Origin of the sequence: Vibrio sp. Y42_MX_L11, from assembly GCF_024181785.1 — a bacterium.
Lineage (GTDB): Bacteria > Pseudomonadota > Gammaproteobacteria > Enterobacterales > Vibrionaceae > Vibrio > Vibrio diabolicus.
The window spans coordinates 58,163-82,159 of record NZ_JAMZAP010000006.1; the positions used below are offsets into that span (position 1 = coordinate 58,163).

Annotated in this window: 19 protein-coding genes and 1 pseudogene; 7 read left to right on the plus strand and 13 right to left on the minus strand. The window is 45.9% G+C overall.

What is annotated here, in order from left to right; translation table 11 throughout:
- Positions 1-8: 8 nt before the first annotated feature.
- From xni to queF, 5 genes and pseudogenes are all read right to left on the minus strand, one after another.
- Positions 9-791 (minus strand): flap endonuclease Xni, encoded by a 783-nt coding sequence (gene xni, locus NL643_RS08205; RefSeq protein WP_005391374.1) that lies wholly within the window; start codon positions 789-791, stop codon positions 9-11.
- A gap of 58 nt (positions 792-849) precedes the next feature.
- Positions 850-2,226 carry a nucleotide 5'-monophosphate nucleosidase PpnN gene (ppnN, locus tag NL643_RS08210; protein WP_005391372.1) on the minus strand — a complete coding sequence of 459 codons (1,377 nt, stop codon included), beginning with the start codon at positions 2,224-2,226 and terminating at the stop codon, positions 850-852.
- Between the two features lie 290 nt (positions 2,227-2,516).
- Positions 2,517-4,081: pseudogene (locus NL643_RS08215) on the minus strand (diguanylate cyclase).
- A gap of 98 nt (positions 4,082-4,179) precedes the next feature.
- Positions 4,180-6,462, minus strand: coding sequence for a tetratricopeptide repeat protein (locus tag NL643_RS08220; RefSeq protein WP_253644255.1), 2,283 nt, complete (start codon positions 6,460-6,462; stop codon positions 4,180-4,182).
- 165 nt (positions 6,463-6,627) lie between these two features.
- Positions 6,628-7,473, minus strand: a complete 846-nt coding sequence (queF, locus tag NL643_RS08225; protein WP_005391365.1) for an NADPH-dependent 7-cyano-7-deazaguanine reductase QueF — start codon at positions 7,471-7,473, stop codon at positions 6,628-6,630.
- Between the two features lie 108 nt (positions 7,474-7,581).
- Between queF and syd the strand changes: the two genes are divergently transcribed.
- On the plus strand, positions 7,582-8,127 hold the full coding sequence (syd, locus tag NL643_RS08230) for a SecY-interacting protein (RefSeq protein WP_048626098.1): 546 nt from the start codon (positions 7,582-7,584) through the stop codon (positions 8,125-8,127).
- Positions 8,128-8,129: 2 nt separating this feature from the next.
- Positions 8,130-8,906 carry a Zn-ribbon-containing protein gene (locus tag NL643_RS08235; RefSeq protein ID WP_253644256.1) on the plus strand — a complete coding sequence of 259 codons (777 nt, stop codon included), beginning with the start codon at positions 8,130-8,132 and terminating at the stop codon, positions 8,904-8,906.
- 109 nt (positions 8,907-9,015) lie between these two features.
- Here the strand turns inward: NL643_RS08235 and NL643_RS08240 are convergent, their stop codons facing one another.
- Genes NL643_RS08240 through metN form a run of 3 tightly spaced genes read right to left on the minus strand, consistent with a single transcriptional unit; the run spans position 9,016 to position 11,559 of the window.
- Positions 9,016-9,825 carry a MetQ/NlpA family lipoprotein gene (locus NL643_RS08240; RefSeq protein WP_005391357.1) on the minus strand — a complete coding sequence of 270 codons (810 nt, stop codon included), beginning with the start codon at positions 9,823-9,825 and terminating at the stop codon, positions 9,016-9,018.
- 32 nt (positions 9,826-9,857) lie between these two features.
- Positions 9,858-10,535: a methionine ABC transporter permease gene (locus tag NL643_RS08245; protein ID WP_005391355.1), complete on the minus strand. Its 678-nt coding sequence runs from the start codon at positions 10,533-10,535 to the stop codon at positions 9,858-9,860.
- A complete protein-coding gene (metN, locus tag NL643_RS08250) occupies positions 10,525-11,559 on the minus strand; it encodes a methionine ABC transporter ATP-binding protein MetN (protein ID WP_253644257.1) in 1,035 nt (344 codons plus the stop codon). Before metN ends, NL643_RS08245 begins: the two co-directional genes overlap by 11 nt.
- Positions 11,560-11,900: 341 nt before the next feature.
- Here metN and gmhB point away from each other — a divergent pair, with 341 nt between their 5' ends.
- The 4 genes from gmhB (at position 11,901) to treC (ending at position 16,879) form a co-directional block, all read left to right on the plus strand.
- Positions 11,901-12,452, plus strand: a complete 552-nt coding sequence (gene gmhB / locus NL643_RS08255) for a D-glycero-beta-D-manno-heptose 1,7-bisphosphate 7-phosphatase (RefSeq protein WP_005391350.1) — start codon at positions 11,901-11,903, stop codon at positions 12,450-12,452.
- A gap of 103 nt (positions 12,453-12,555) precedes the next feature.
- Positions 12,556-13,503 (plus strand): trehalose operon repressor TreR, encoded by a 948-nt coding sequence (gene treR, locus NL643_RS08260; protein WP_006743211.1) that lies wholly within the window; start codon positions 12,556-12,558, stop codon positions 13,501-13,503.
- A gap of 178 nt (positions 13,504-13,681) precedes the next feature.
- A complete protein-coding gene (gene treB / locus NL643_RS08265) occupies positions 13,682-15,106 on the plus strand; it encodes a PTS trehalose transporter subunit IIBC (protein WP_253644258.1) in 1,425 nt (474 codons plus the stop codon).
- An 87-nt stretch (positions 15,107-15,193) separates the two neighbouring features.
- The gene (gene treC / locus NL643_RS08270) at positions 15,194-16,879 is read left to right on the plus strand and encodes an alpha,alpha-phosphotrehalase (protein ID WP_253644259.1); all 1,686 of its coding nucleotides are present in this window, start codon (positions 15,194-15,196) and stop codon (positions 16,877-16,879) included.
- Positions 16,880-16,980: 101 nt separating this feature from the next.
- Here the strand turns inward: treC and NL643_RS08275 are convergent, their stop codons facing one another.
- The 3 genes from NL643_RS08275 to NL643_RS08285 form a co-directional block, all read right to left on the minus strand.
- A complete protein-coding gene (locus NL643_RS08275) occupies positions 16,981-17,880 on the minus strand; it encodes a hypothetical protein (RefSeq protein ID WP_005486796.1) in 900 nt (299 codons plus the stop codon).
- A gap of 131 nt (positions 17,881-18,011) precedes the next feature.
- Entirely contained in the window at positions 18,012-19,532 is a 1,521-nt protein-coding gene (locus NL643_RS08280) for a winged helix-turn-helix domain-containing protein (RefSeq protein ID WP_253644260.1), read from the minus strand.
- 90 nt (positions 19,533-19,622) lie between these two features.
- Positions 19,623-20,225 carry a YitT family protein gene (locus tag NL643_RS08285; protein ID WP_031780204.1) on the minus strand — a complete coding sequence of 201 codons (603 nt, stop codon included), beginning with the start codon at positions 20,223-20,225 and terminating at the stop codon, positions 19,623-19,625.
- Positions 20,226-20,572: 347 nt separating this feature from the next.
- Here NL643_RS08285 and glyA point away from each other — a divergent pair, with 347 nt between their 5' ends.
- Entirely contained in the window at positions 20,573-21,823 is a 1,251-nt protein-coding gene (glyA, locus tag NL643_RS08290) for a serine hydroxymethyltransferase (RefSeq protein ID WP_005391333.1), read from the plus strand.
- A 446-nt stretch (positions 21,824-22,269) separates the two neighbouring features.
- Here glyA and lipA read toward each other — a convergent pair whose 3' ends face one another.
- Both lipA and lipB read right to left on the minus strand, forming a co-directional pair.
- Entirely contained in the window at positions 22,270-23,235 is a 966-nt protein-coding gene (gene lipA, locus NL643_RS08295; RefSeq protein ID WP_253644261.1) for a lipoyl synthase, read from the minus strand.
- Positions 23,232-23,894: a lipoyl(octanoyl) transferase LipB gene (gene lipB / locus NL643_RS08300; RefSeq protein ID WP_005391320.1), complete on the minus strand. Its 663-nt coding sequence runs from the start codon at positions 23,892-23,894 to the stop codon at positions 23,232-23,234. The genes lipA and lipB overlap by 4 nt, the downstream gene beginning before the upstream one ends.
- Positions 23,895-23,997: the final 103 nt, after the last annotated feature.

The following is a 23,997-nucleotide window of genomic DNA, read 5'->3' on the forward strand; positions in this document are numbered from 1 at the left end:
ATCAGACACTATTCCGCTTTATTTGGTCCTGTAAAGCGAATGTCCTGTAAGTTAAAGCCGAGTTCAATGTCGCACTTTAAAGCCGCGACGCGTTTACATAAGCGTGCAGACTCAATGTGCTCGTCTAATTTTTTACGGTATTTCGGTGCGAGGTCTTCACTGGCGTAGGCTGCTTCAATATTCTCAAACTGAGTAAGAATCTCTTTCGCCGCTTTCGGTCCAATGCCCGGAACCCCTGGCACTTGGCTAGAGCTGATCCCCGTTAACCCCCAATAATCGGCCAGTTGGCTTGGTTTTACGCCGAACTCTTTTTCGATAAACGGTTCATCTAACCAACGATGTTGGAAGTAATCACGGATCTGTAGGGTAGGAGAAAGCAGCTGACAGTAGCCTTTATCCGTAGAAACGATGGTGACTTTTTCACCATGACTGGCCACTTTCGTCGCGAGAGTAGCAACCAAGTCGTCCGCTTCATCGCCTTCAGAAAGCAATGAATCAATACCTTGTTCCCACCATGCTTGCTGAATCGCATCTAGACCTTGCATCAGTGGTTCCGGCATTGGTTTTCGATTTTGCTTATAGTCTGGAAGAATCTCAGCTCGCCACCCTCTGTCTTGTTCATGGTGATCGAAAACCGCAATGATGTGTGTCGGGTTGGCTTCTGACAGAATGCGAGTGAGGGTTCTTTGTGTCGTGGTGATGGTTCTTGCTATGTCGGTTGGATCCGGTTGTGCAGAGTGCACTCGGCGGATCAGGTTTAGGGCATCAATAATAACAAGATGAATAGACATAATGACTTAGCAATAAAAAAGGGGCGTAATGCCCCTAGTGTAACGAATGCTAGCCTGACTATCGACCACCAATTTCTGGATGAGCGATGCGATAACACGGTTCGTAGTCTGAACCGCCAGGTAATTTCATTCGGTGTTGTTCGACAAAGTCCTGTAGTAACTTATCGAGCTTTTTCATTAGCACAGGATCACCGTGAATGGTGAAAGGGCCTCGACGTTCGATTTCTCGAATGCCTTCGGCTTTGACGTTACCAGCAACGATACCGGAGAAAGCTTGACGCAGGTTGGCCGCTAAGACTTGAGGTTCTTGATCTAAGCTTAAATCCAATTGCTCCATCGACTCATGAGTTGGATCGAATGGTAACTGGAAGTTAGGCTCGATTTTTAATGACCAGTTAAAGCTATAAGCATCGCCTTTTTCTTTTCGGTGAAGGCGTACAGAGTCCATGGAGCGCTTCATGATGCGTGCCACTTCTGCCGGATCGTCAATGACGATCTCGTAATGCTTTTGACCTTCTTCGCCAAGTGTATCGCGAACAAACTCGTCGATAGAGCGGAAGTACTCTTCACTCTCTTTTGGTCCTGTTAACACGATAGGCATTGGCTGATCGGCGTTGTCTGGGTGCATCATAATGCCAAGAATATACAGCAACTCTTCTGCAGTACCCGGACCACCAGGGAAAATCACAATGCCATGCGCCATACGTACAAAGGCTTCCAAACGCTTTTCGATGTCTGGCATGATAACCAGCTCATTCACGATTGGGTTTGGTGGCTCGGCTGCAATAATCGAAGGTTCGGTTAAACCAAGATAACGTTGCTGAGTATAACGCTGCTTCGCATGTCCGATAGCGGCACCTTTCATTGGCCCTTCCATCGCACCAGGGCCACAACCCGTGCAGATATTAAGTTCACGCAAGCCAAGCTCGTTACCGACTTCACGTGTGTATTGATATTCCACGCCATTGATAGAGTGACCGCCCCAACATACGACGAGGTTTGGCTCGATACCTGGTGTGAGGGCTCTGGCATTACGCAGAATACCGAACACGAGGTTAGTGATGTGAATTGGGTTCGTCAGGTTTAGCCGTTGTGCGTCTGCTAAATGCATATTGACATAAACGATATCGCGTAATACGGAGAACAGATGCTCTTGGATACCTTTAATTATCTCGCCATCGACAAAGGCGTGCTCAGGTGGGTTAGTCAGCTCAAGCTTAATACCACGCTCGCGGCGCACTACGTTGACATCAAACGACTGGTGTTTATCGAGCAGCTCTTTCGAGTTATCGGTATGACTGCCGGAGTTCAACACCGCTAACGTGCAGTTGCGGTACAGTTGATAAAGTTCACTCGAGGCCGTGTTTTTTAAGCGCTCTACTTCTAATTGAGATAGCAAGTCCATGCTACCAGCGGGGCTTATATGGGTAATCATAACGCCTCCTTGTGTTGCATTATTTTGAGGGAAAGTACCAACTCACCTTTTTGGGTTATACGTATGGTTTGATGAAAGGCAGTTGGCCGATTTGGTTTTATGGTTATTGACTCCCAAGCAACCTCAAGATGGTACATTCGCGTTCTGTAAATGCATCATCTTGAAGTGACTTGGGTTTTTACAGCTTAGCAGACTGAAAGGGAAGAAATGTGATAACTCGTTGAAAATGGGTGGTTATAAAGCGTAAATTGCGCCAATTCTGGTTTGTTTGTTCGCTTTTTGTACGAAATCTAGCTCCAGTTAAGCTGATTTGTTCCACGTTTTTTAGCGTCCGCAAGCATCTTGCCGAGTCGATCGAGTACATACTCTGGCGTATCGGACTCTTTAAAAGAGGTCGACACAGCCGCTAGGGTGATCATGATATTTTGCTCACGGAACTTAAATGGTAATTGGCTAATATCACGCTGGATATGTTTAATGAGATCCAGTGTGTATTCTTCAGATTGTTCTGGAACGAGTAAAATAAACTCTTCGCCACCAAAGCGAGCTACCGTTTCAGTTTCTGATACGCGTTTATTAATGGTGCGAGCTATGATCTTCAACGCTTTATCACCAGCCGTATAGCCATAGCTGTCATTCACCGCTTTGAAGTTATCAACGTCAAACAACACTACACGCAGATTCTGTTGAGAGCGAATCCAACGCCGATACTCTAACTCTAGTCGGTCATTAAATGCGGTGCGGTTATAGACTTTAGTCAGAGGGTCTAGCAACATGCGCTGAGCTTGGTCATCTAAGCGTCGACGATGATCTTGGGTGGTTTCAAACACGGCTTCGAGCTGGTTCTTACTGTAATTCAAACGCTCTTGCAGCGCTTGTTCTCGTTCTTCCGTCATTTTAAGTCGCTCTGTCAGCGACGCCATTTTCGCAAGTAACGGGGCGACTTCTTTTTTTACATCCGCTAGATCTTGAGCTTGGTCGAGCGATAGTTGACTCAATTCAACCAGACTGTTCATTTCTGTGTTGAGCTCTTGACGGTGCTCAAAGTAGGTATGATGTTGGTCGACGTTCTGATGAACGGTTTTTGGTTACTTGCGAGAGAAGTGTTCAGCTGATCAAGGAATTGGCTAGACGCTTCGCGCTCGAACTTTGTTGCTTCGACAACCAATTTCAGAGTTGAGAGCGTAAGCTCAATGAGAGACTCTGCACTCACGCCAAGAAGCAGCTTAGCCCGAATATCAAGCAACCTATCTCCCGTTTCTCCCTCAAAATCCAGCTCGGTGATGGTATGTTGTAGATCGCTGGCTAAGCACTCAAGTTGAGACTTATCAGGATTATTCTCAAACTCACTGAGATGCAAACGCGAGTTGGAAGTGATGATTTTCAGAGCGCGTTCGTAAATACTCAGTAGCTTAGTGGCTTGATCAGCTTTATTGCTGGTGTGCACTTCAGAGAAACTCATCAGGTTCCGTAGTTCACGTTTTAACTGCGCAGGTAAACCTGTGACACGTTGGAGTGTTTCACCACTGTGTTTGATTTGTTCGTCTAGGTAGCCGTTCTGTTTGTCCATCGTCTTCGACTGCTGTTTGAGCATTCTCTCTAATACCGCTAAACGTGGGATAAGAGTACTGATATCTTTTTGATGTTGCAGCTCTTGTTGGATTTCAAACAGGTAATTGGATACCTGGGTATTCGAACCCTGGCAAGCTGAAGACAATGATGCCACAACGCGTTTAAGAACTTGTTGTTCACGTTTGAATTTGAGTGAAGTATCACGATGTGTCAGTCTGAGTTGGTCAAGTTGACAACTCAGCTGATGAAGCTGCGACTGAATATCGGATTCCAAGATTCCCATGAAGTGACTACGGTTAAGTCCATGTACTACTGACAATTATCCGATAATAACAAAAAACGTTATAGCGTCATTAGTTATTATGTCTAACAGGCGTTTAATTATCCATTTTTTAATATTTTCTTGATGTCGTCCTCATTCTTGTAGGACGAATGGATCTTAATCAGGCCTTGGCTAATGGCATGCTGACAGGCGGTTCTTATGTTACCCGTTGCAAAGCTCGCGGCGGGTGCGTTATCGATGGCTTTCAAGAAAACCCAGTGGCTTTGCTTATCCTTCAAGCTGATTTCTCGCGCAATGTGAGTCGCAAGCAGCAACAGATCGAGTAATTCCTCGTCGTTAATTGCAGTGTAGGCTCGTGGTAAGAACGGATAATCGCTGATACCCATGCGAATAATGCGGTTGACGTTGTGCTGCTGAGCGAACTCATCCACCCAAGTCTGGAATTTCTCGAACATGACTTCGGCAGAAGCATCACGGTCAGCGTTCGGCTCGATATAGAGTAGGTTTGCATCTGAGAAATGGTAAAGACGCGATGGCTTTTCTATCTTTTCCGCTAGAAAGTCGCCAAATGCGCGCTCCAGCTCTAGACCTGCTTTATAACCGTTGTGGACGTACATGCTTCGTAGGAATGGCAAGTCGATCATGACAAAGCGCAGGCGATCGTTAAGTGGCTCGTGGATCAATTCGCCCATTTGCCATTGCTCGAAAGTTTCGCTCGACTTTTTCAATGAGCGAGACAGCTTCACGTTCAGCATACGCAAGTTACGTAAACGGGAACGAGAGTGAGTGAAGAGATCATTACGCAGTTTTTCGATTTCACTTGCTTGGCGCTGCATGATCACGCCGCGGCGCATAATGAACAAAAACATCACCAACACAGTAATAAACAATGCGAATGAGATTTTCTGGAATTTGCGGTGTTCCCTTTCCACTTGCTCAAGGCGTTCCGATTGGCCGATATAGTGGATGGTTTGTTCAGCAAACTCTTTTTGTTGGCGGAATGCATCCTCACTGATTTGGTTGAGCTGTTTTTGCTCTAAACGCACAAGGTTGGTGTATTTCTTATAAGCCTGCAGAGAAAGTTGGTATTCGCCTGCCTGCTCGTAACCAAGCCCGAGTAAGCGGTAAGACTGCTGCTTAATGAAGTTGTTATTTTCAGGTGACTTTTCAGCAAGTGCTAACGCCAGCTTTGCATTGGTAATGACGTTTTTACTGTCGTTTTGATGATAAGCCAGGCCTGACTGAAGCAACGCTGCCTTTGCTTCAAGCTTAGGAATGTCAGTGTATTCTAAAAGCTCTTTAGAACGGTCTAGGTATTGTTCAGCTAGCGCGTAGTTATAGAGTTGTAGATAGGTAGCCGCCAAGCTTAAGCGAATCTTAATGATCCGATTAATGTTCTTACTGGTGCTTTCATGGTCCAGCACGTTGAAGTAGTGCACCAAGGCAAGGTTAAACTTGCCTTGGTAAAAATAAATGTCACCCATTTGCTCAAGGACATCCGCTAGGATGGGAGAGCTAGGGTATGAGTCATAGAAGTCTGCGGCTTGAGATAAGTATTCGATCGCTTTGTCGTAAACTCGGCGCTCTTGGAAGAGCCTCGCCAACAGGCGATTAACTTTTGCTAACCTTGCGCCACTGTCACTCTCAATAGATTGCCAATAACCGTAAAGCAATTCCGACAAAGCCAAATTGTATTTCTTGCTATTCAGATAAAACTCGCCGACGGCTGTGTAATAGTCGATCAAGGCTAAGTCAGATCGGCTGTCTTCAAGCATAGTTTTGGCTTGAGAATACAAACTTTCCGCTTTAATCAGATCGCCACTATGTGAAGCGAGGAGCGCTCTTTGCATCACTAATCGATAGCGAACGCTGTCGGTACGTTGCAATACCGCATCAGCTTCATCGAGTTGCTGCTCAATTTGGTTAAGCGTGTCTTCCGCTTTTGAGTAGTTTTTGTCGTACATCCAAATCATTTGGTTGCGCATCAGCTGGAGATCTAAATCCATGTACGGCAATTGATATTCTTGCGCTAAGCGCTCGGCTTTGTTTAGGTGTTCGATAGCCGAACGAACGTTACCCATGGCGTAGTTTGCCTGAGCGATAATCTTGTGTGCTTCGATGGTGCTGCTCGGTGTGCGAACGCTACGATCGGTCTCGTCACGAGACATCGCAGAAGGGCTGTCACTCTCTTTGCGTTCCGTTAGCTCACGTTGTGACAAGTAGTTGGTTGCCGCTTGTTTTGCTTGTGATGGCTCTATTTCCGCCAATTGTTGTGCTTCGTTGAGTAACGCGGACGATAAAATGGTCGCATGAAGCGGCTGTACAAACAGCAAGCAAAGAAAGCCAATCAACTTGAATAGACGCGAACTGTCCCAAAACATCCTTTCGTTCCCTCGAACTGTTTTTAGATATGGCGGATAACGGTAAAAGACCTCAACAAGCCCCTTAAATGCAGGTTGAAGCCATTTGATATAGTAACATGCTTGGACAATAAAAACGTCCGGTAACCCTTTAGATTACCGAACTTATTTCTGTCACTAACGCTATTACTGACGAGCCATGCGGTGGTTGTGATCTGGCTTGTCTTGTTCCGTTGAGCGGTACGGGTTGATGTCCAAGCCACCACGGCGCGTGTAGCGGGCGAATACGGTCAGTTTGCTTGGTTGGCAGTATTTCATTAGATCAGTAAAAATACGCTCAACACATTGTTCGTGAAATTCGTTGTGCTCGCGGAAAGATACCAAGTAACGCAGCAGTTTCTCGCGATCTATTTTCGCACCTTGGTAGCGAATTTCTACACTGCCCCAGTCGGGTTGATTGGTGATCAAACAGTTTGACTTCAATAGGTGGCTATGTAGGATTTCTTCCACTTGCTCTTCACCTGCTGCGCCTTCAAGCAAATCGGCATCAAAATCGTAACTGGTGATGTCAATGTCTTGGTCATCAATGCATTCGCCTTCCATTGTCACAATAGGCTGATTGGTGTAGTGAGTAACCGGGTTCACCTCGACCAACACCTTTTCACCGGCACATTCAGATAGGTCTTGCGTTAAACGCTCTTCAACTTCTTCCCAGCTTGCAAAGCGGGTTTGGTTGTAGCTGTTTAAGTACAGTTTGAAAGACTTCGACTCAATCAAGTTTGCACTGGTGGCTGGAATGTATACTTCGCCAACGGCCACTTGTGGTAAGCCTTTACTATTTAACCAAGAGAGCTCGTACAGCGTCCAAATGTCGTGGCCCATAAAAGGAAGGCTGTCGCCTAACTGAAGGTCATCTCGGTTTAGGCTACGAGGAACTGGTTGCAGCAAGCTTGGGTCGTATTGGTTCGCATACTCGGTCTTTTTACCTAGTGTTAGGCCAGCAAGCTCTTTAGCGTCAGAATATTTGCTCATACTTTGTGGTCGTTTTCGATTAGAATGGCGAGAATTTTACTGAATCCGCTGGTCAATTGCCATCCGGCAAACACGGCTATCTGATAAATAAGGAATGAGGAGACCTTCATGACCCAAAACGTTACTCAGGCGCTACAAGAGTTCAGCCTGCGCTACCAACAAGCTTGGCAAGCTAAATATAATGAGTTGCCAAGCAGTGAAGAGCTTGCAGATCTTGTTTCTCCTTGTGTCGAAGAGAAGCGTGATGGAAAGGTGCTTTGGAAAGCGGTCGCGCGTAATGAGATGGCCGATTTCACTAATGTGGAAAATGCGATTGAGTTGTCACTGCAAGATGATGTTAAAGCCTTTTATGGTTCTCAATACTGCGCCGATATGGAGGCAACTTGGCAAGGTAATTCGTTGACGCTACTGCAAGTGTGGAGCGATGATGATTTTGTGCGCCTACAAGAAAATATTCTTGGTCATTTGGTGACGCAACGTCGCCTGAAACTTAAACCAACGGTATTTATCGCGGCGACAGATGAGGAAATGGATGTGATCTCGATTTGTAACCTCACTGGTAATGTGATTTTAGAGCGTTTAGGTACGTCTAAACGCGATGTGCTGGCGGATTCATTGGCTGAGTTCTTGAGCAAGTTAGAGGCCGCTGTCTAAATATGTACGTTGTTGAGTTGCAGTTTGAGTGTTTTGATAACACCACCGTCAGCGCGGTAGACAAAGCCATTAATGGCTTGATGGATGCGTTGCGTTACAACGGCCAAGTACTAGGCCGTGAATTCCCGATAGTGATGGGAGATGGCGAGTTTTATGTTCGTGTCGTTTGCCCAGAGCAAGACAGTTTGCATCCACGTTACCACTCAGATTTTGTCAAAGTGTGCATGAACCGTTTGTCAGACGCGTCTTTGCTTGCACCGAAAATGCGTATGCTTGGCCGTGATTTAAATTCAGAACAAGCGGCCGAAGAAGAGACACCTAGCTGGCAAGTGTTGTACACGACCTATGTTCATACGTGTTCGCCATTGCGCAGTGGAGAAACGTTGTTGCCGATTCCTTTGTACCGCAATGAGCCGACGCTAAATGGTGACCATAAAGCCGTCATCAAATGGCAGACAGAATGGCAAGCGTGCGATGAAATCCAAATGGCTGGCGGGTGCCGTGCAGAGCATGCGGCGCTGCACGAGATTTGCGATGTAGACAGCGTGTTGTTCCGCCGCGGTTGGAATTTGCGAGGTCGTATCGAATACATCACGAAGATTCCTACGTACTATTACCAGTATCGTGTCGGTGGTCAGTCGCTGGAGAGTGAGAAAGCGCGCAAGTGCCCAAAATGCGGTGGAGAGTGGCTACTCGATGAGCCACTACATGACATATTTCACTTTAAGTGTGATGACTGCCGAATCGTGTCGAATATCTCTTGGGACCACCTTAAGTAACTAATTGAGGTTACTTAAATGGTTAGATAGAGAAATAAAAGGGCTGATGTTTTCACATCAGCCCTTTTATGTTCAGACTATATTTTCAGTACGGTTTAGAAAAGTGGGATTACCAACCTTTCACTACGCCGCCTTTGAATAGCTCTTTTGCTGCTTCGTAAACTTCTTCCGTTTGATAAGCTTTTACGAAGTTTTGTACGTTTTGCGCATTAACATTTTCTTCGCGAGCAACAATTAGGTTTACGTATGGTGAGTCTTTATCTTCAACGAACACGCCGTCACGCTCTGGCGATAGGTCGATAGAGCTTGCGTAAGTGGTGTTGATGATAGATAGCGTTACGTCATCCAATGAACGTGGAAGTTGTGGCGCTTCTAACTCAATGATTTCGATATTTTTAGGGTTGCCTACGATGTCACGTACTGTAGCGAGTAGACCAACGCCATCACGCAGCGTAATCAAACCTTGTTGCTCAAGAAGCAGTAGTGAGCGACCTAGGTTTGTTGGATCGTTTGGAACTGCGATGCGTGCGCCATCTTGGATTTCATCGATTGACTTCACTTGCTTAGAGTAACCAGCAATAGGGTAAACGAATGAGTTACCCGCGATAGCCAGTTTGTAGCCGCGGTCTTTCACTTGTTGGTCTAGGTATGGTTTATGTTGGAACGCATTCGCGTCTACTGAACCATCATCCAGAGCGGCATTTGGCGTTACGTAATCGGTAAATGTTACTAACTCAACGTCTAGGTTGTACTTTTCTTTTGCTACTTTAGCTGCCACTTCGGCAACTTGTGCTTCAGCACCAGCAATAACGCCAACTTTTACTTTATTTACGTCTACTTCTTTGTCGCCACAACCCGCTAGAACAAGAGCAGAAGCGGCTGTTGCTACAGTCAAAAGACCTTTAAGGCTAAATTTCATCTTTATCTCCTTATAATTTGTATTTTCAATGCTTATCTGTGGTCTACACGGCGCACCACTGCGTCACCGATAGACTGAATAATCTGTACTAGAACAATCAGCATCACGACAGTCACAGCCATGATAGTTACATCGTAGCGGTGGAAACCGTAACGGATGGCTACGTCGCCGAGGCCGCCGCCGCCTACCGTACCCGCCATGGCCGAGTAGCTAACGAGAGTGACTAAGGTGATTGTTACTGAGTTAACAATAGTCGGCATTGCTTCAGGTAGTAGAACTTTTGTGATGATCTGTGTTGGTGTCGCCCCCATTGACTGCGCCGCTTCCACCAAGCCTGTTGGTACCTCTAACAAAGCACCTTCAATAAGACGGGCAACAAACGGAATGGCACCAATAGTCAGTGGGACGATTGCTGCAGTTGTACCGATAAAGGTTCCAACTAGCATTTTTGTCACTGGAATAATCGCAACCATCAGGACGAGGAATGGCACAGAACGACCAATGTTAACGACAGCGCCTAAGCTGCTATTTAGTTTGGTGTTTTCAAGTAGGCCGCCTTTCTTAGTAATATGGAGGATTACGCCTAATGGAATACCCACGGCAAAGCCGACTAATCCGGCAACCGCAACCATGTAAAGCGTTTCCCACGTTGCACCTAAAAGTAGTTTGCTGTTTAAACTCAGCCATTCAGAAATTGTATTAAAGGACATAACCAAGTACCTCTACTTTTACGTTGTGCTTACGCAGGTATTCCAATGCTGCGTTGTCATCTTCTTCGTTACCAAATAGCTCTGCGACCATCATGCCGAATTTCACGCCGCCAGCGTAATCAAGATCGGAGCTCAAAATACTCACATCAATATTGTATTTACGAGAAATTTGCGACATTAGCGGTGCATCGACGGTTGCGCCGGTAAACTCTAAGCGAACTAATGGGTAGCTGCCTTCAACACGCTCTGCTTGCAGACGTGCTTGGTAATCTTCAGGAATGGATAGATCCAGCGTTGAGCGAATGAATTGGTGCGCCAGCTCCGTTTTAGGGTGCGCGAAAATATCGCCAACGGTGCCTTTCTCCACCAACTCACCACCACCGATGATCGCCACTTCGTGACAGATGCTTTTTACCACTTCCATTTCGTGGGTAATCAGTAGAATCGTGATGTTGAGTTTGCGGTTGATCTCTTTCAATAGCTCAAGGATAGATTGAGTCGTTGCAGGATCCAGTGCGCTAGTGGCTTCGTCACACAGTAGTACGCTTGGATCGGATGCCAATGCGCGAGCAATCGCCACACGTTGTTTTTGGCCGCCACTTAAGTTCGATGGGTAGCTCTCGTGTTTGTCGGCTAAGCCAACAAGTTTTAGTAACTCAGTGACTTTTGTTGTGACTTGCGATTTGTCTTTGCCTGCCAATTCCAGTGGTAGCGCCACGTTATCAAACACAGTACGAGACGAGAGCAGATTAAAATGCTGGAAGATCATGCCGATGTTACGGCGCGTTTCGACCAACTGCTTTTTGCTGAGTTTTGTTAAATCAATGCCATCAACGATGATGGAGCCAGATGTTGGTGCTTCTAACATGTTTACGCAGCGGATCAGCGTACTTTTACCAGCACCAGATGAACCGATAACACCGAAGATGGTGCCCTTGGCGATGTGTAGGTTAATGTCTTTCAGGGCAAGGATTTCCTTACTGCCTTGGTAGAACACTTTATTGACGTTTTTTATTTCTATCATGTTTCAACCTGCCCAAAGATACGGGGAACTTCGCTGTCAAAAACGGCCTTTGACAGAACTTAATGTTGAGCTTTATCTCACTTCTCAGTTGATGCTATGGGTTAACCAGAATGAAGTCAATAGATATTTTTACGTCTAGACGTCTAAATGTATGGATGTTCTGTTTTGAAAAGAATGAGGAGTAAGTTACGAGGAGAAGATAAGCGGAGAGACCCTTCAGAATTACCGATTCTTGCCCAACAAATCAACTGTTTTGTCGAGGCCTAGAATGAATTAGATAGTGTTGAAGTTTAGAAGGTATGTAATAATCTGATTAAACCGAGTTAATAGAGAAATACGTTTTGGCAAAACCTGCTGTTTTTATCGATCGTGATGGCGTGATAAACGTTGACCACGGCTACGTTCATGACGAACATGATTTTGAGTACATTGATGGTGTATTTGAAGCGACGAAAGCGCTGAAAGATCAAGGTTACCTCTTAGTGCTAGTGACGAATCAATCGGGAATCGCACGTGGTAAATTCAGTGAAGACCGTTTCTTGTCTCTGACTCAATGGATGGACTGGAACTTTGTTGATCATGGTGTTGAGTTTGATGGTATCTACTACTGTCCACATCACCCTGAACATGGCATTGGGGATTACAAGCAAGATTGTGATTGCCGCAAGCCTAAACCTGGTATGTTTATCTCTGCTCGCGACTTCTTGAAAATCGACATGGAAAAATCAGTGATGATTGGTGATAAAGCCGAAGATATGATGGCAGCAGAAGCCGCAGGTGTTGGCACTAAGATTCTGGTTCGCACAGGTAAGCCAATCACCGAGCAAGGTGAAGCATTAGCAACGGTTGTGCTTGATAGTGTTGCTGACGTGCCTGCATATCTAAAGAAATAATCTGCACAATTCGCATATTTAAGGGAAGCGTTTGCTTCCCTTTTCTCTTATTACTGTTAAAGTTCAGTCACCTAAGCATTCATCCATTCTAGTTTGATCACTTATGAGCAAAAAACTCACCATTCTTGATATCGCGAAATTGGCAGGCGTTGGCAAATCAACAGTAAGCCGTGTGCTTACCAACGATCCAAAAGTGAAACCTCAAACGCGAGAGAAAGTAGAGCAAATCATTCGTGAATCTGGTTATGTACCGTCCAAATCTGCGCAATCAATGCGTGGCGGTAGCCAAAAAGTTATTGGTGTTATCATCTCCCGTCTAGACTCACCATCAGAAAATCGCGCCGTTGGTACAATGCTCAATGCATTGTATTCCGCTGGTTATGATGCGGTGATCATGGAGAGTCAGTTTGACCGAGACAAAACCAATGAGCACTTGAGTGTGCTTAAGCGTCGCAATGTGGATGGCGTGATTGTATTTGGGTTTACTGGATGCGATGAGCAAGCCTTAGCTGAGTGGGGCAATCGCATTGTGGTGATTGCGATGGATACCGATAACGTCTCTTCCATCAATTATGATAACCAAGGCGTGATAGACATGGCTTTGTCTCACCTTGAGCAGCAATCTTTATCTCGCATTGCTTATATTGGTGTTGATCCCGAAGATAAAACCACAGGCTTAGCGCGTTTAAATGCTTACAAAGCTTGGTGTCAGCGCAAGCAACTTACGCCTTGCTTCCAAACCGGTAAGCTTAGCCATGAAAGTGCTTATCAGCTGGTGGACCACGTTCTGAAAGCAGACACGCAAGCCATTGTGTGTGCCAGCGATACCATTGCATTGGGCGTAATCAAGCGTCTTCAAGAGTTAGGTCGTGAAGACGTGGTCGTGACAGGCGTGGGTGGTAACGAGTTGCTTTCTTTCCTTTTCCCTAAAGTGTTTAGTGTCGATCCAGGTTATACCCTTGCGGGGGAAAAGTCCGCTAAAATGCTGATTAATCAATTAAATGGCGATGAAGAAGTCGTTCACTTCACTCAACAACCTATTTGCCGCTAATCCACACTACAACGGTTTGCTCTAAAATTATACTGTGATCATTCTCAATTAATGGGACTGTTCCCATTTTGTTTTTTGTCTTTGAATGGCAATATTAAAACTAAGAAATGGGAATGTTCCCATTTATAAAAAAATAAAATGATGAATCGAATGTATCCAATACAGGGTGGACAAAGTTATGAGTAAGATTGCGCGTAAAGACGTGGAGCGTCTTATTGAGCTGGTCGGGGGGCCGGACAATATTGCCAGTGTAAGCCACTGTTTAACTCGCTTGCGTTTTGTTCTAAACGATACGGACAAAGCAGACACAAAACAGTTAGAAGCATTACCGATGGTGAAGGGCTGTTTTACCAACGCAGGTCAATTCCAAGTCGTCATCGGCACTGAAGTTGATGAGGTTTACAAAGTTCTGATCGAGCTAAGCGGTAAAAGTGAAGCGAGCAAAGACGAATCCAAGAATGCTGCTCGCCAAAACATGAATATCGTTGAGCGTGGTATTTCCCACCTTGCAGAAATCTTTGTACCGTTGCTACCTGCGATCATCACTGGTGGTCTGATCCTTGGTTTCCGTAATGTGATTGGCGACATCAAAATGTTTGATGGTCAAACCCTAACGGAAATCAGTCAGTTTTGGGCGACTGTTCACTCATTCCTATGGTTAATTGGTGAAGCGATTTTCTTCTTCCTACCCGTTGGTGTGTGTTGGTCGACCGTGAAAAAGCTCGGTGGTACACCGATTCTGGGTATCACGCTTGGTGTAACTTTGGTTTCGCCGCAGTTAATGAACGCCTACCTGATTGGTAAGCAAGTACCTGAAGTGTGGGACTTTGGGTTGTTTGCGATTGAGAAAGTCGGTTACCAAGCGCAGGTGATTCCCGCGATGTTAGCAGGTATCGCACTAGCGTTTATCGAAACACGCTTAAAACGCATCATTCCGTCTTACCTTTACCTAGTAGTAGTACCGTTTGTTTCTATCATTGTGTCTGTGATTCTTGCGCACTCTATCATTGGCCCATTCGGTCGTATGTTGGGTGACGGCGTTGCTTTCGCAGCAAAAGTAGCCATGACGGGTGACTTCGCGATGATTGGTTCAACCATCTTCGGCTTCTTATACGCGCCACTTGTGATAACAGGTATCCACCACACAACCAACGCCGTTGACTTGCAGTTGATGCAAGAATTGGGTGGCACGCCGATTTGGCCTTTGATTGCACTATCGAACATTGCTCAAGCATCGGCAGTGGTTGGCATCATTATCATCAGTAAAAAGCAGGATGAGGGTGAAATCTCAGTGCCAGCAGCGATTTCTGCCTACCTTGGCGTAACAGAGCCGGCGATGTACGGCATCAACTTGAAATACAAGTTCCCAATGTTGAGTGCGATGATCGGTAGTGCATGTGCTGCTGCTATCTGTGGTAGTGCGGGCGTCATGGCGAACGGTATCGGTGTGGGCGGCTTGCCGGGCATCTTATCTATCCAGCCGCAGTCCTGGGGCATCTTTGCTCTGGCGATGTTGGTCGCGATGGTGGTACCCGCTGTATTAACGTTACTTCTTTATAAGCGTGCACAAGCGAAAGGTGAGCTTGAGGCGGCAAACGCGTAATTCAATTTGAGGCAGTGACTTGGCTGCCTCCCCCTATTTTTCTTTTCAAATTTTAAGTTTCCGATTACTGGTAAGTGAGTGTTAGAAATGGCTATGACCAAGCATGATGAGAGCTGGTGGAAAACCGCAACCATCTATCAAATTTACCCAAAAAGCTTTTGTGACAGCGGCAGTAAAGGCACGGGCGATATTAAAGGGATCATTTCTAAACTGGATTATCTTAAGCACCTTGGTGTGGATGCGATTTGGCTGACGCCGGTTTACCAATCGCCAATGATCGACAACGGTTATGACATCTCCGATTACTACTCGATCAACCCCGAGTTCGGCACGATGCAAGATTTCGATACCCTGTTGGCAGAGGCTCATCAGTTGGGCATTCGAATCATCATGGACATCGTGGTCAACCATACTTCGACAGAACACAAGTGGTTCCAATCGGCGTTAGGGGACAAAAACAGCCCTTACCGTGATTACTACATCTGGAAAGATCCGGTTGATTGCGCAGAGCCCAACAACTGGCAATCGAAGTTTGGAGGCAATGCTTGGGAATTGGATGAAGCGACAGGGCAGTACTACTTGCACCTTTTTGCTAAAGAGCAGGCGGATTTGAACTGGGAAAACCCAGTGGTGCGCGAAGAAGTCAAAGAAGTCATCAGCTTCTGGGCAGACAAAGGCGTGGATGGTTTCCGTCTTGATGTCATCAACCTGATTTCTAAACAACAAGATTTCCCAAGCGATGATATTGGCGATGGCCGTCGTTTCTATACTGATGGTCCTCGCGTACACGAATATCTGCAAGAAATCAGCGAAGCCGTGTTCCAAAAGTACGGCAGCGTGACGGTGGGTGAAATGTCTTCGACCACGCTAGAGCACTGCCAGCAATACTCTTCACTAGACGGCAAAGAGCTATCCATGGTGTTCAACTTCCACCACCTGAAAGTGGATTATCCGAATGGTGAAAAATGGACTAAAGCGCCTTTTGATTTCATTCAGTTAAAGCAGATCTTCAACCATTGGCAAACGGGCTTAAATGGCAAAGGGTGGTGCGCACTGTTCTGGTGTAACCACGATCAACCTCGTGTGGTTAGCCGCTTAGGTGATGATAAACAATACCGCGTCGAGTCGGCGAAAATGCTGGCGGCGTCTGTACACATGATGCAAGGCACACCTTATGTTTACCAAGGTGAAGAGATTGGTATGACCAACCCAGGTTACACGGAGATCAGCCAGTACCGCGACGTAGAAAGCACCAACATGTACGACATCATGGTCAACCGTGATGGCGTATCACACGAGGAGATGATGGCGATTTTGGCGCAGAAGTCGCGTGATAACTCACGTACGCCAATGCAATGGAACAGCCAAAAGCACGCCGGTTTTACCGAAGGCACACCGTGGCTTGAAGTGGCGCAGAATTACTCTGAAATCAATGCTGAAGCTGCGGTTGCCGATTTGAACTCGGTGTTCTACTTTTACAAGCGTCTGATTGAACTGCGTAAACAGGTTCCAGTCATCACCGATGGCCGTTATGAAGATTTACTGCCAGAGCACAAACGTATTTTTGCTTACGCTCGTCAGAACGATAAGCAAACGCTGCTGTGTATCAATAACTACTATGCTGAAGAGGTGGAATGCGTTCTGCCAGAACGTTTTGATATGAGTAAAGCGAAAAACTTGCTATCTAACTATCAAAACTCAGCGAGTGCAGTCGCGTCAAAACATCAAGTATTACGACCTTACGAAACTCGTATTTTATTGATAGAAGAATAAACTCGGGTGTCACCCCCTAAGATTGATGTTCGAGATAAAGGCTTTGGTGTGCTCCCCAAAGCCTTTTTTATTGAGATGCGAGATACTTGTGGAGTACAGGCTTATTTTGTTTCAATTGCTGTTAGCAGCACTTTCTCTTCGTTGATTTGTACTTGTTGTACTTTTAGTAGTTCGATTTGCTCAATCAGACCTAAGCTCGGGTTAAACCAACGTTCTGCCGAAGTGGCGAATTCCATTGAGTCCATATCATCGCAGTTTAGGTTGTAAGTATTCTCTTCCGTCAGGTACGCCGCTTCAATTGTCTTGCCCGAAATCGAGAACGTTTTACGTACGCCAGTCTCTCGGATTTGCTGTTGCCAAACCACTTGGCAAGATGCTGTCATTGGCAGGTTTTGTACCCACTCATGTTCTTCAAAACTGTCTAACAGGTGGTGTACTGCGTTGCCTGTAAGAGTGGTTTGCAGAGACATGGTCTCTTCACCGATATCAATGTTCGGGCTTTTCTCTTTTACGTCGTCACCGTTCAGGCGGAAAATCGGGCTACTGTGCATTAGCATGGCAATAAACTGATTGCCAATGGAATAAACGTCGGTGACTTCATGAAGTGCACCATCAGAGCCTGCAAAATAAAGTGTATTGCTCTCTTCTTCGTTATTGAACTGTTCGTCAGAGTAGTAGAACTGTTGAGCGCCGTAGTTCACCAAGTCATTAACCAGCTGGATGATTGCCTCGCTGTTTGGGATTTGTGCCAATGCTGCCAATATTTGCTCGCTATCCATCGCTTGAAAGCTCAGCTTCATGTCACCTTCAGATTGGCCATCCAAGCTAAACGAGTAGCTAAGTTGTGTGTTTGTCTCGGGAGCGAAAATGGAGTTTTGAATCGCGATGTCGAAACTTTCTTGAGGCACTTTGTTTGGATTAGCGCTGCCAGAAGACGAACCTCCGCCACAGCCGTAAAGAGCCAGAGTTGCGGCTGCGATAAGCGTCATTTTGTTTAGCATGGTTTACATTCCAGATTGATAAGGCCGCTTCATGTTGGGCCGTTGCTTGAATGCGAGCATGCTAAGTTCAGTGAGATAAAAAGGGCAAAAAACAAAAGCTAATAGCGCTTAACGAAAGCTTAATTTTATATTTAGGTCTTTGTTTTATTTGGGCTTATTTCGTTAGCTACGTTGGTGCAATACTCATTGATGAGCGCTTTCCATCGGCTGATAATTTCTTGATCGGTCAAACTGACATGCAACGTTTTCCATGGTTGAAGGCAAGTTTCTTTCGATTCTGATTGAGAAAGACGTTCAAATAATGTCTCGGAGGGTAAAACGCGCAGCAGTGCCACCAGTGATTCCATGTAGTTGAGACGGAACTGTTCAAGTTTGTTTTGCTTATAAGCGATGTGAGACACAAACGTATAAATCAGCGCGTTTTGAATACGTGAGTCGCCATCTGGAGTGGTCAACAGAACTTTCGCTCGGTCTAGGTTACCTAGTTTGAAATGCAGTACGCCCAACCAGAGGCTTAGCTCATCTGGCAAAACATCGAACGACGACTGAACTTGCGTCAAATACGCTTCCAGCTTTTGAGGCTCTTGCTCGTACAACGCGAGATGCCTTGCGGTTGTGATAGCTGCAAACTCATCAGCTTGTTGGAGAGGTTGGTTAGAAAAGACATTCTCAAACAGCATTTTTTGGTGAACGTCTGACAGCTGCCATGTGCTTGCCGAAGGTGCAGGCAAGTTGAAGTATTGCGCGACATCTGAGTGAATTTGGAAGATATCCGATTGTAGGTCGGATAAGCGCAGTGTGTATTCGTTGCGAAACGCCAGTTTCCCTGTCGCAGGATAAATAAGGTTCATCTGAGCTTTCAAGGTGCCTTGCTCTGCGCCGTCTTTTAACTCTATGTTGAGTTCGTAATCACTGGTCTGCATGTTTCGCGCGCCAGGGAAATACGGCGTATGACCGATAGGATCAAGAAAGTAACTGGGAGCGTCTTGGTTGGCGATGTCGGTGTATGGATATTCGACCTGTTGTTGCAGCAAGATGGCTTTGACCAGTATGCGATATTTTCTTGCTTGGGAGCCAATCGCATCGACACGGTTGAGCAGCAACTCGACTTTGGGGATAAGTAACTGATGACGTGTTTGCAGCGTTGAAATCTCTTGGCGTTGCCATAACAAGCTTGCGAGCGTCACGCTACAAACCGTAAGTACGGCACATAAGCTATAAGCACAAATCAGCTTGATGTTCTTACGGTTCGCAACTTGAGCTGTAATAGCACGTCGATGGTTTTTCGCTGGTGGTACTAAACGGATATTCGCAGGGTTTAGAAAGTAACCTTTGCGAGGATAAGTGACCAAGAGCTTAGTCGCATCGTACTCGGGGAGATGCTGTTGTAGCAGCGCACGTAAGGTGCTAATGCGGTTAGTGAGTACATTCTTAGAGATGAATTTGCTCTGCCAAATGGTTTCGATAATAGTATCGGCAGAGAGCGGATGTCCCACGCTTGTTAGCAGCAGCTCTAATAACTCAATGGTACGAGGTTCGAGATCAATCGCGACAGTGTCTTGATGAAGAGTTTGTGTCTTCGGATTATAGACCAACTCGCCAATCGCAATACAACTGTGAGTTTGTTTGGCTTGTTGCAAAAAATCGCGCATACCGCACCGCGTTATTTGGAAATGGCGAAATATTATATAGCGATTGGAGCGCGAAATCTTATAAATTGCGCTCCAATTATCATCAAAAGTTTATGAACCGTAGGTCACGGAATAGCGATGAGGCTTATGGTTCATCGCTAACACGACATTCAGTGCAAACGCGCCCAAAATCGAAAGACCAATTACTTCTGGAGTGACAAAGAAGAATGACGCAAACAGGATGCACGCATCGATTGCCATTTGGCTTTTGCCAACTGAAATGCCAAATTTGTCCTGAATAAATAAACACAGCACGTTAAAGCCACCTAAGCTGGAGCGATGTCGGAACAAGATCAGCATACCGAGTCCCATTAAAAGCCCACCTGCGACGGCACAATAAACTTCATTTACCGATTCGAGCGAGATTAGCAAATAAAGATGATCGGCAAAGATAGAAACCAAAGCGCCAGAAATGGCACTATTAATGGCGAAATGACGGCCGAAGCGTTTCCATGCTAGCAAGTAAAAAGGACTGTTTGCTAAAAAGTACAGCACACCAAACGTAAAAGGTGTAAATTGGCTAATAAGCAGAGCCAATCCTGTCGTCCCCCCTGTTAGGAGGTTTGCGGATTGGAGAAAGAAAACGCCTTGAGCTACCAAAAAGGTACCCGTGAGAATCGCTATCCAGTCTTCTTTTAATGAGTGTTTTTCCATCAATATTGCAGTCATTAGTGATAAATAAGGCGTGCATAGTAGTAAAAAGATGATCTTTTCGGTAGCTAGAGGGTAAAATTTACGGTAAACCTATGTAATTGCTGTTTTACAGGGTGTAAAGCACAAAATTGACAGGCAATAGAGCGTCGTTATGCAATTGCAATGCGGGCGTGATACAGATTGCTTGCCATCATGAAAAAACTGCATGAGAAAAATTGTAAATTTCTCTTTATGACCCAGATCAAATTATGTAGAATGCGCGCCATTAGGGTGACGAAAACGTTTGCGTAGGGTCATTCAACAGTTTTTTTGCAACTTTCAGTACTAATCTGAGTCAGGAGATACAGATGCTTAAGCGTGATATGAACATCGCAGATTACGATGCGGAACTGTTCGCAGCTATCCAGGAAGAAACTCTTCGCCAGGAAGAGCACATTGAACTTATCGCTTCTGAAAACTACACAAGCCCACGTGTAATGGAAGCGCAAGGTTCTCAGCTAACGAACAAATACGCTGAAGGCTACCCAGGCAAGCGTTACTACGGCGGTTGTGAGTACGTAGATAAAGCGGAACAACTTGCTATCGACCGTGCATGCAAACTGTTCGGTTGTGAATACGCGAACGTACAGCCTCACTCAGGTTCTCAAGCAAACAGCGCGGTTTACATGGCGCTTCTTAACCCAGGCGATACAGTTCTAGGCATGAGCCTAGCGCACGGTGGTCACCTGACTCACGGTTCTCCAGTAAACTTCTCTGGTAAGCACTACAACGTTATCCCTTACGGTATCGATGAAGCGGGTCAAATCAACTACGACGAGATGGAACAGCTAGCGCTTGAGCACAAGCCTAAGATGATCATCGGTGGTTTCTCTGCTTACTCGCAAATCGTTGATTGGAAGCGCATGCGTGAAATCGCTGACAAAGTAGATGCTTACCTTTTCGTTGATATGGCGCACGTAGCGGGTCTTATCGCAGCAGGCGAATACCCAACACCTGTTCCACACGCTCACGTGGTAACAACAACGACGCACAAAACACTAGCAGGTCCTCGCGGTGGTCTTATCTTGTCAAATGCTGGCGAAGATATGTACAAGAAATTGAACTCAGCAGTGTTCCCTGGTGGTCAAGGTGGCCCTCTAATGCACGTTATCGCTGGTAAAGCAGTAGCGTTCAAAGAAGCGATGGAGCCAGAGTTCAAAGCTTACCAAGCTCGCGTAGTGAAAAACGCAAAAGCAATGGTTGGTCAATTCCAAGAGCGTGGCTACAAAATCGTATCTAACGGCACAGAAAACCACTTGTTCCTTGTGGACCTGATCGACAAAGACATCACTGGTAAAGATGCAGACGCGGCACTAGGTGCAGCAAACATCACAGTGAACAAAAACTCGGTACCAAATGACCCACGCAGCCCATTCGTAACGTCTGGTATCCGTGTAGGTACGCCAGCGATCACTCGCCGTGGCTTCACTGAAGAAGATGCAAAAGAGCTAGCAAACTGGATGTGTGACGTTCTAGATAACATCGGCAACGAAGAAGTTATCGAAGCGACTAAACAGAAAGTGCTCGAAATTTGTAAGCGTCTACCGGTTTACGCCTAACTGTTCTTCATAGAATGAGTCGATTTCGGTGTCGAACATACTCATTTGCTCGCGCAAACTCCGTGTGTTCTCCTAGAACTCGACTCGTCTATTTTGAACATTGATATACTAAAGGTCCTCAATTGAGGGCCTTTTTGTTTGTCTGGCGTTTGGAATGAGATATAGCGAGAGTGTGTGATAAGGGGATGGCTACCAACACTGTCCCTTTCAATATATCCAAACCGCGTCATTCCGACGAGCCTAGGCGAGATCAGGAATCTTGTTGAGGCACACTCTTTTACTCAGCGTTTCCCAAAAAATCATCAGTACGTTGGAAACTGATTCTCAATCACGCTCGTTCCTCGCTGTTCAGAATGACGGAGGTAGAATGGCTTTTTATCACCATTTGACAGATACAAAAAAGGTTGGCACTGAGCCAACCTTTTCTCTTCAAAATAAGCGAGTGCTTATTTAATCTCGATGCCTTGAGCCTGCATATCGGCATGGTAAGAAGAGCGAACAAATGGACCACACGCTGCGTGCGTGAAGCCAAGCTCTAGTGCAACTTCTTTTAGCTCGTCAAACTCTGATGGCGGAACGTAACGCTCTACTGGCAAGTGGTGACGGCTTGGCGCTAAGTACTGACCTAGAGTCAGCATCGTTACGCCGTGTGCGCGTAGATCTTTCAGTACTTCGATGATTTCTTCTTTGGTTTCACCGAGACCCATCATCAAACCAGATTTGGTCGGTACATCTGGATGCTGCTCTTTGAACTTCTTAAGAAGCTCCAGCGACCACTTGTAGTTTGCACCTGGGCGAGCTTTACGGTAAAGACGTGGCGCTGTTTCTAGGTTGTGGTTGAAGACATCTGGCGGGTTATCTTTCATTAGCTCAAGCGCTACGTCCATACGACCACGGAAGTCAGGAACCAGAGTTTCAATCTTAATATGCGGGTTCAACGCACGGATCTCGCGGTTACAGTCGGCAAAGTGCTGTGCACCACCATCACGCAGATCGTCACGGTCTACAGAGGTGATTACTACGTATTTCAGCTTCATATCGGCGATGGTTTTCGCCAGTTTTTGAGGCTCTTCTGCTTCCGGTGGTAATGGGCGGCCATGAGCAACGTCACAGAAAGGACAACGACGAGTACAAATAGCACCTAGGATCATGAAGGTAGCTGTACCGTGGTTAAAACATTCCGCTAGGTTAGGGCAAGATGCTTCTTCACATACGGAGTGAAGTTTATTCTTGCGCATCGCCGCCTTGATGTCTTGAATTCGTTGGCTGTCGGCTGGTAGCTTGATCTTCATCCAATCAGGCTTACGTAGCACTTCTTTCTGCTCTGTAGGCATGTTCTTTACGGGAATCAATGCCATTTTATCGGCGTCACGATATTTAACGCCTTTTTCCATCTGGATTGGTTTGCTCATGCTTTATTACCTTGAGAAGGTGCTTCTGTGCTGAATTCTACTTGCTCATAGTCGAGCAAAGTAACGAGTTCTTCTATTAATTGTTTTTCTACGGCTTCTACATTGTCTGGGCCGCCAAATTGGCTGACCTGAACCATTTCCATACCTTCATAACCACAAGGGTTAATACGCAGAAACGGTGTTAAATCCATATTTACGTTCAAGGCTAAGCCATGAAACGAGCATCCTTTACGAATGCGTAAACCGAGAGAGCATATTTTTTTACCGTCAACGTAAACGCCTGGTGCGTCAGGTCGCGCGGCCGAATCGATATTGTATGCTTTTAGCGTGTTGATCACGAGGTTCTCGATAGTGGTAACGAGATCTCGTACACCTAATTTTTTGCGGCGTAAGTTGATCAAGAAATAGGCGACCAACTGACCAGGGCCATGATACGTAACCTGGCCTCCGCGATCACTTTGTACAACAGGAATGTCACCAGTGTTAATAAGGTGCTCAGCTTTACCTGCCTGACCTTGCGTAAATACTGGGTTATGTTCTACCAACCAGACTTCATCAGGGGTTTCTTCTGTGCGTTGGTCGGTGAACTCATGCATCGCCTTCCATACAGGCTCATAGTCTTGGCGGCCAAGTCGTTTTACAACAAGTTGGTGTTGCATGGGAATTCCTGTTGCTAATATATAAAGTTTTTGGATTATAAACCGGATAACCCTGATGCTCTACCGCTGAGTAACAGATTTTTAACTGAAAGCGATGTAAAGT

Excerpts from the sequence above, each read along its gene's own strand:
- treR (WP_006743211.1), top strand. The coding sequence starts at position 12,556 with ATGAGCAAAAAACTCACCATTCTTGATATCGCGAAATTGGCAGGCGTT.
- treB (WP_253644258.1), top strand. The coding sequence starts at position 13,682 with ATGAGTAAGATTGCGCGTAAAGACGTGGAGCGTCTTATTGAGCTGGTC.
- NL643_RS08235 (WP_253644256.1), top strand. The coding sequence starts at position 8,130 with ATGTACGTTGTTGAGTTGCAGTTTGAGTGTTTTGATAACACCACCGTC.
- NL643_RS08245 (WP_005391355.1), bottom strand. The coding sequence starts at position 10,535 with ATGTCCTTTAATACAATTTCTGAATGGCTGAGTTTAAACAGCAAACTA.
- metN (WP_253644257.1), bottom strand. The coding sequence starts at position 11,559 with ATGATAGAAATAAAAAACGTCAATAAAGTGTTCTACCAAGGCAGTAAG.
- NL643_RS08285 (WP_031780204.1), bottom strand. The coding sequence starts at position 20,225 with ATGGAAAAACACTCATTAAAAGAAGACTGGATAGCGATTCTCACGGGT.
- ppnN (WP_005391372.1), bottom strand. The coding sequence starts at position 2,226 with ATGATTACCCATATAAGCCCCGCTGGTAGCATGGACTTGCTATCTCAA.
- NL643_RS08240 (WP_005391357.1), bottom strand. The coding sequence starts at position 9,825 with ATGAAATTTAGCCTTAAAGGTCTTTTGACTGTAGCAACAGCCGCTTCT.
- treC (WP_253644259.1), top strand. The coding sequence starts at position 15,194 with ATGGCTATGACCAAGCATGATGAGAGCTGGTGGAAAACCGCAACCATC.
- glyA (WP_005391333.1), top strand. The coding sequence starts at position 20,573 with ATGCTTAAGCGTGATATGAACATCGCAGATTACGATGCGGAACTGTTC.
- queF (WP_005391365.1), bottom strand. The coding sequence starts at position 7,473 with ATGAGCAAATATTCTGACGCTAAAGAGCTTGCTGGCCTAACACTAGGT.
- lipA (WP_253644261.1), bottom strand. The coding sequence starts at position 23,235 with ATGAGCAAACCAATCCAGATGGAAAAAGGCGTTAAATATCGTGACGCC.
- NL643_RS08280 (WP_253644260.1), bottom strand. The coding sequence starts at position 19,532 with ATGCGCGATTTTTTGCAACAAGCCAAACAAACTCACAGTTGTATTGCG.
- syd (WP_048626098.1), top strand. The coding sequence starts at position 7,582 with ATGACCCAAAACGTTACTCAGGCGCTACAAGAGTTCAGCCTGCGCTAC.
- NL643_RS08275 (WP_005486796.1), bottom strand. The coding sequence starts at position 17,880 with ATGCTAAACAAAATGACGCTTATCGCAGCCGCAACTCTGGCTCTTTAC.
- NL643_RS08220 (WP_253644255.1), bottom strand. The coding sequence starts at position 6,462 with ATGTTTTGGGACAGTTCGCGTCTATTCAAGTTGATTGGCTTTCTTTGC.
- lipB (WP_005391320.1), bottom strand. The coding sequence starts at position 23,894 with ATGCAACACCAACTTGTTGTAAAACGACTTGGCCGCCAAGACTATGAG.
- xni (WP_005391374.1), bottom strand. The coding sequence starts at position 791 with ATGTCTATTCATCTTGTTATTATTGATGCCCTAAACCTGATCCGCCGA.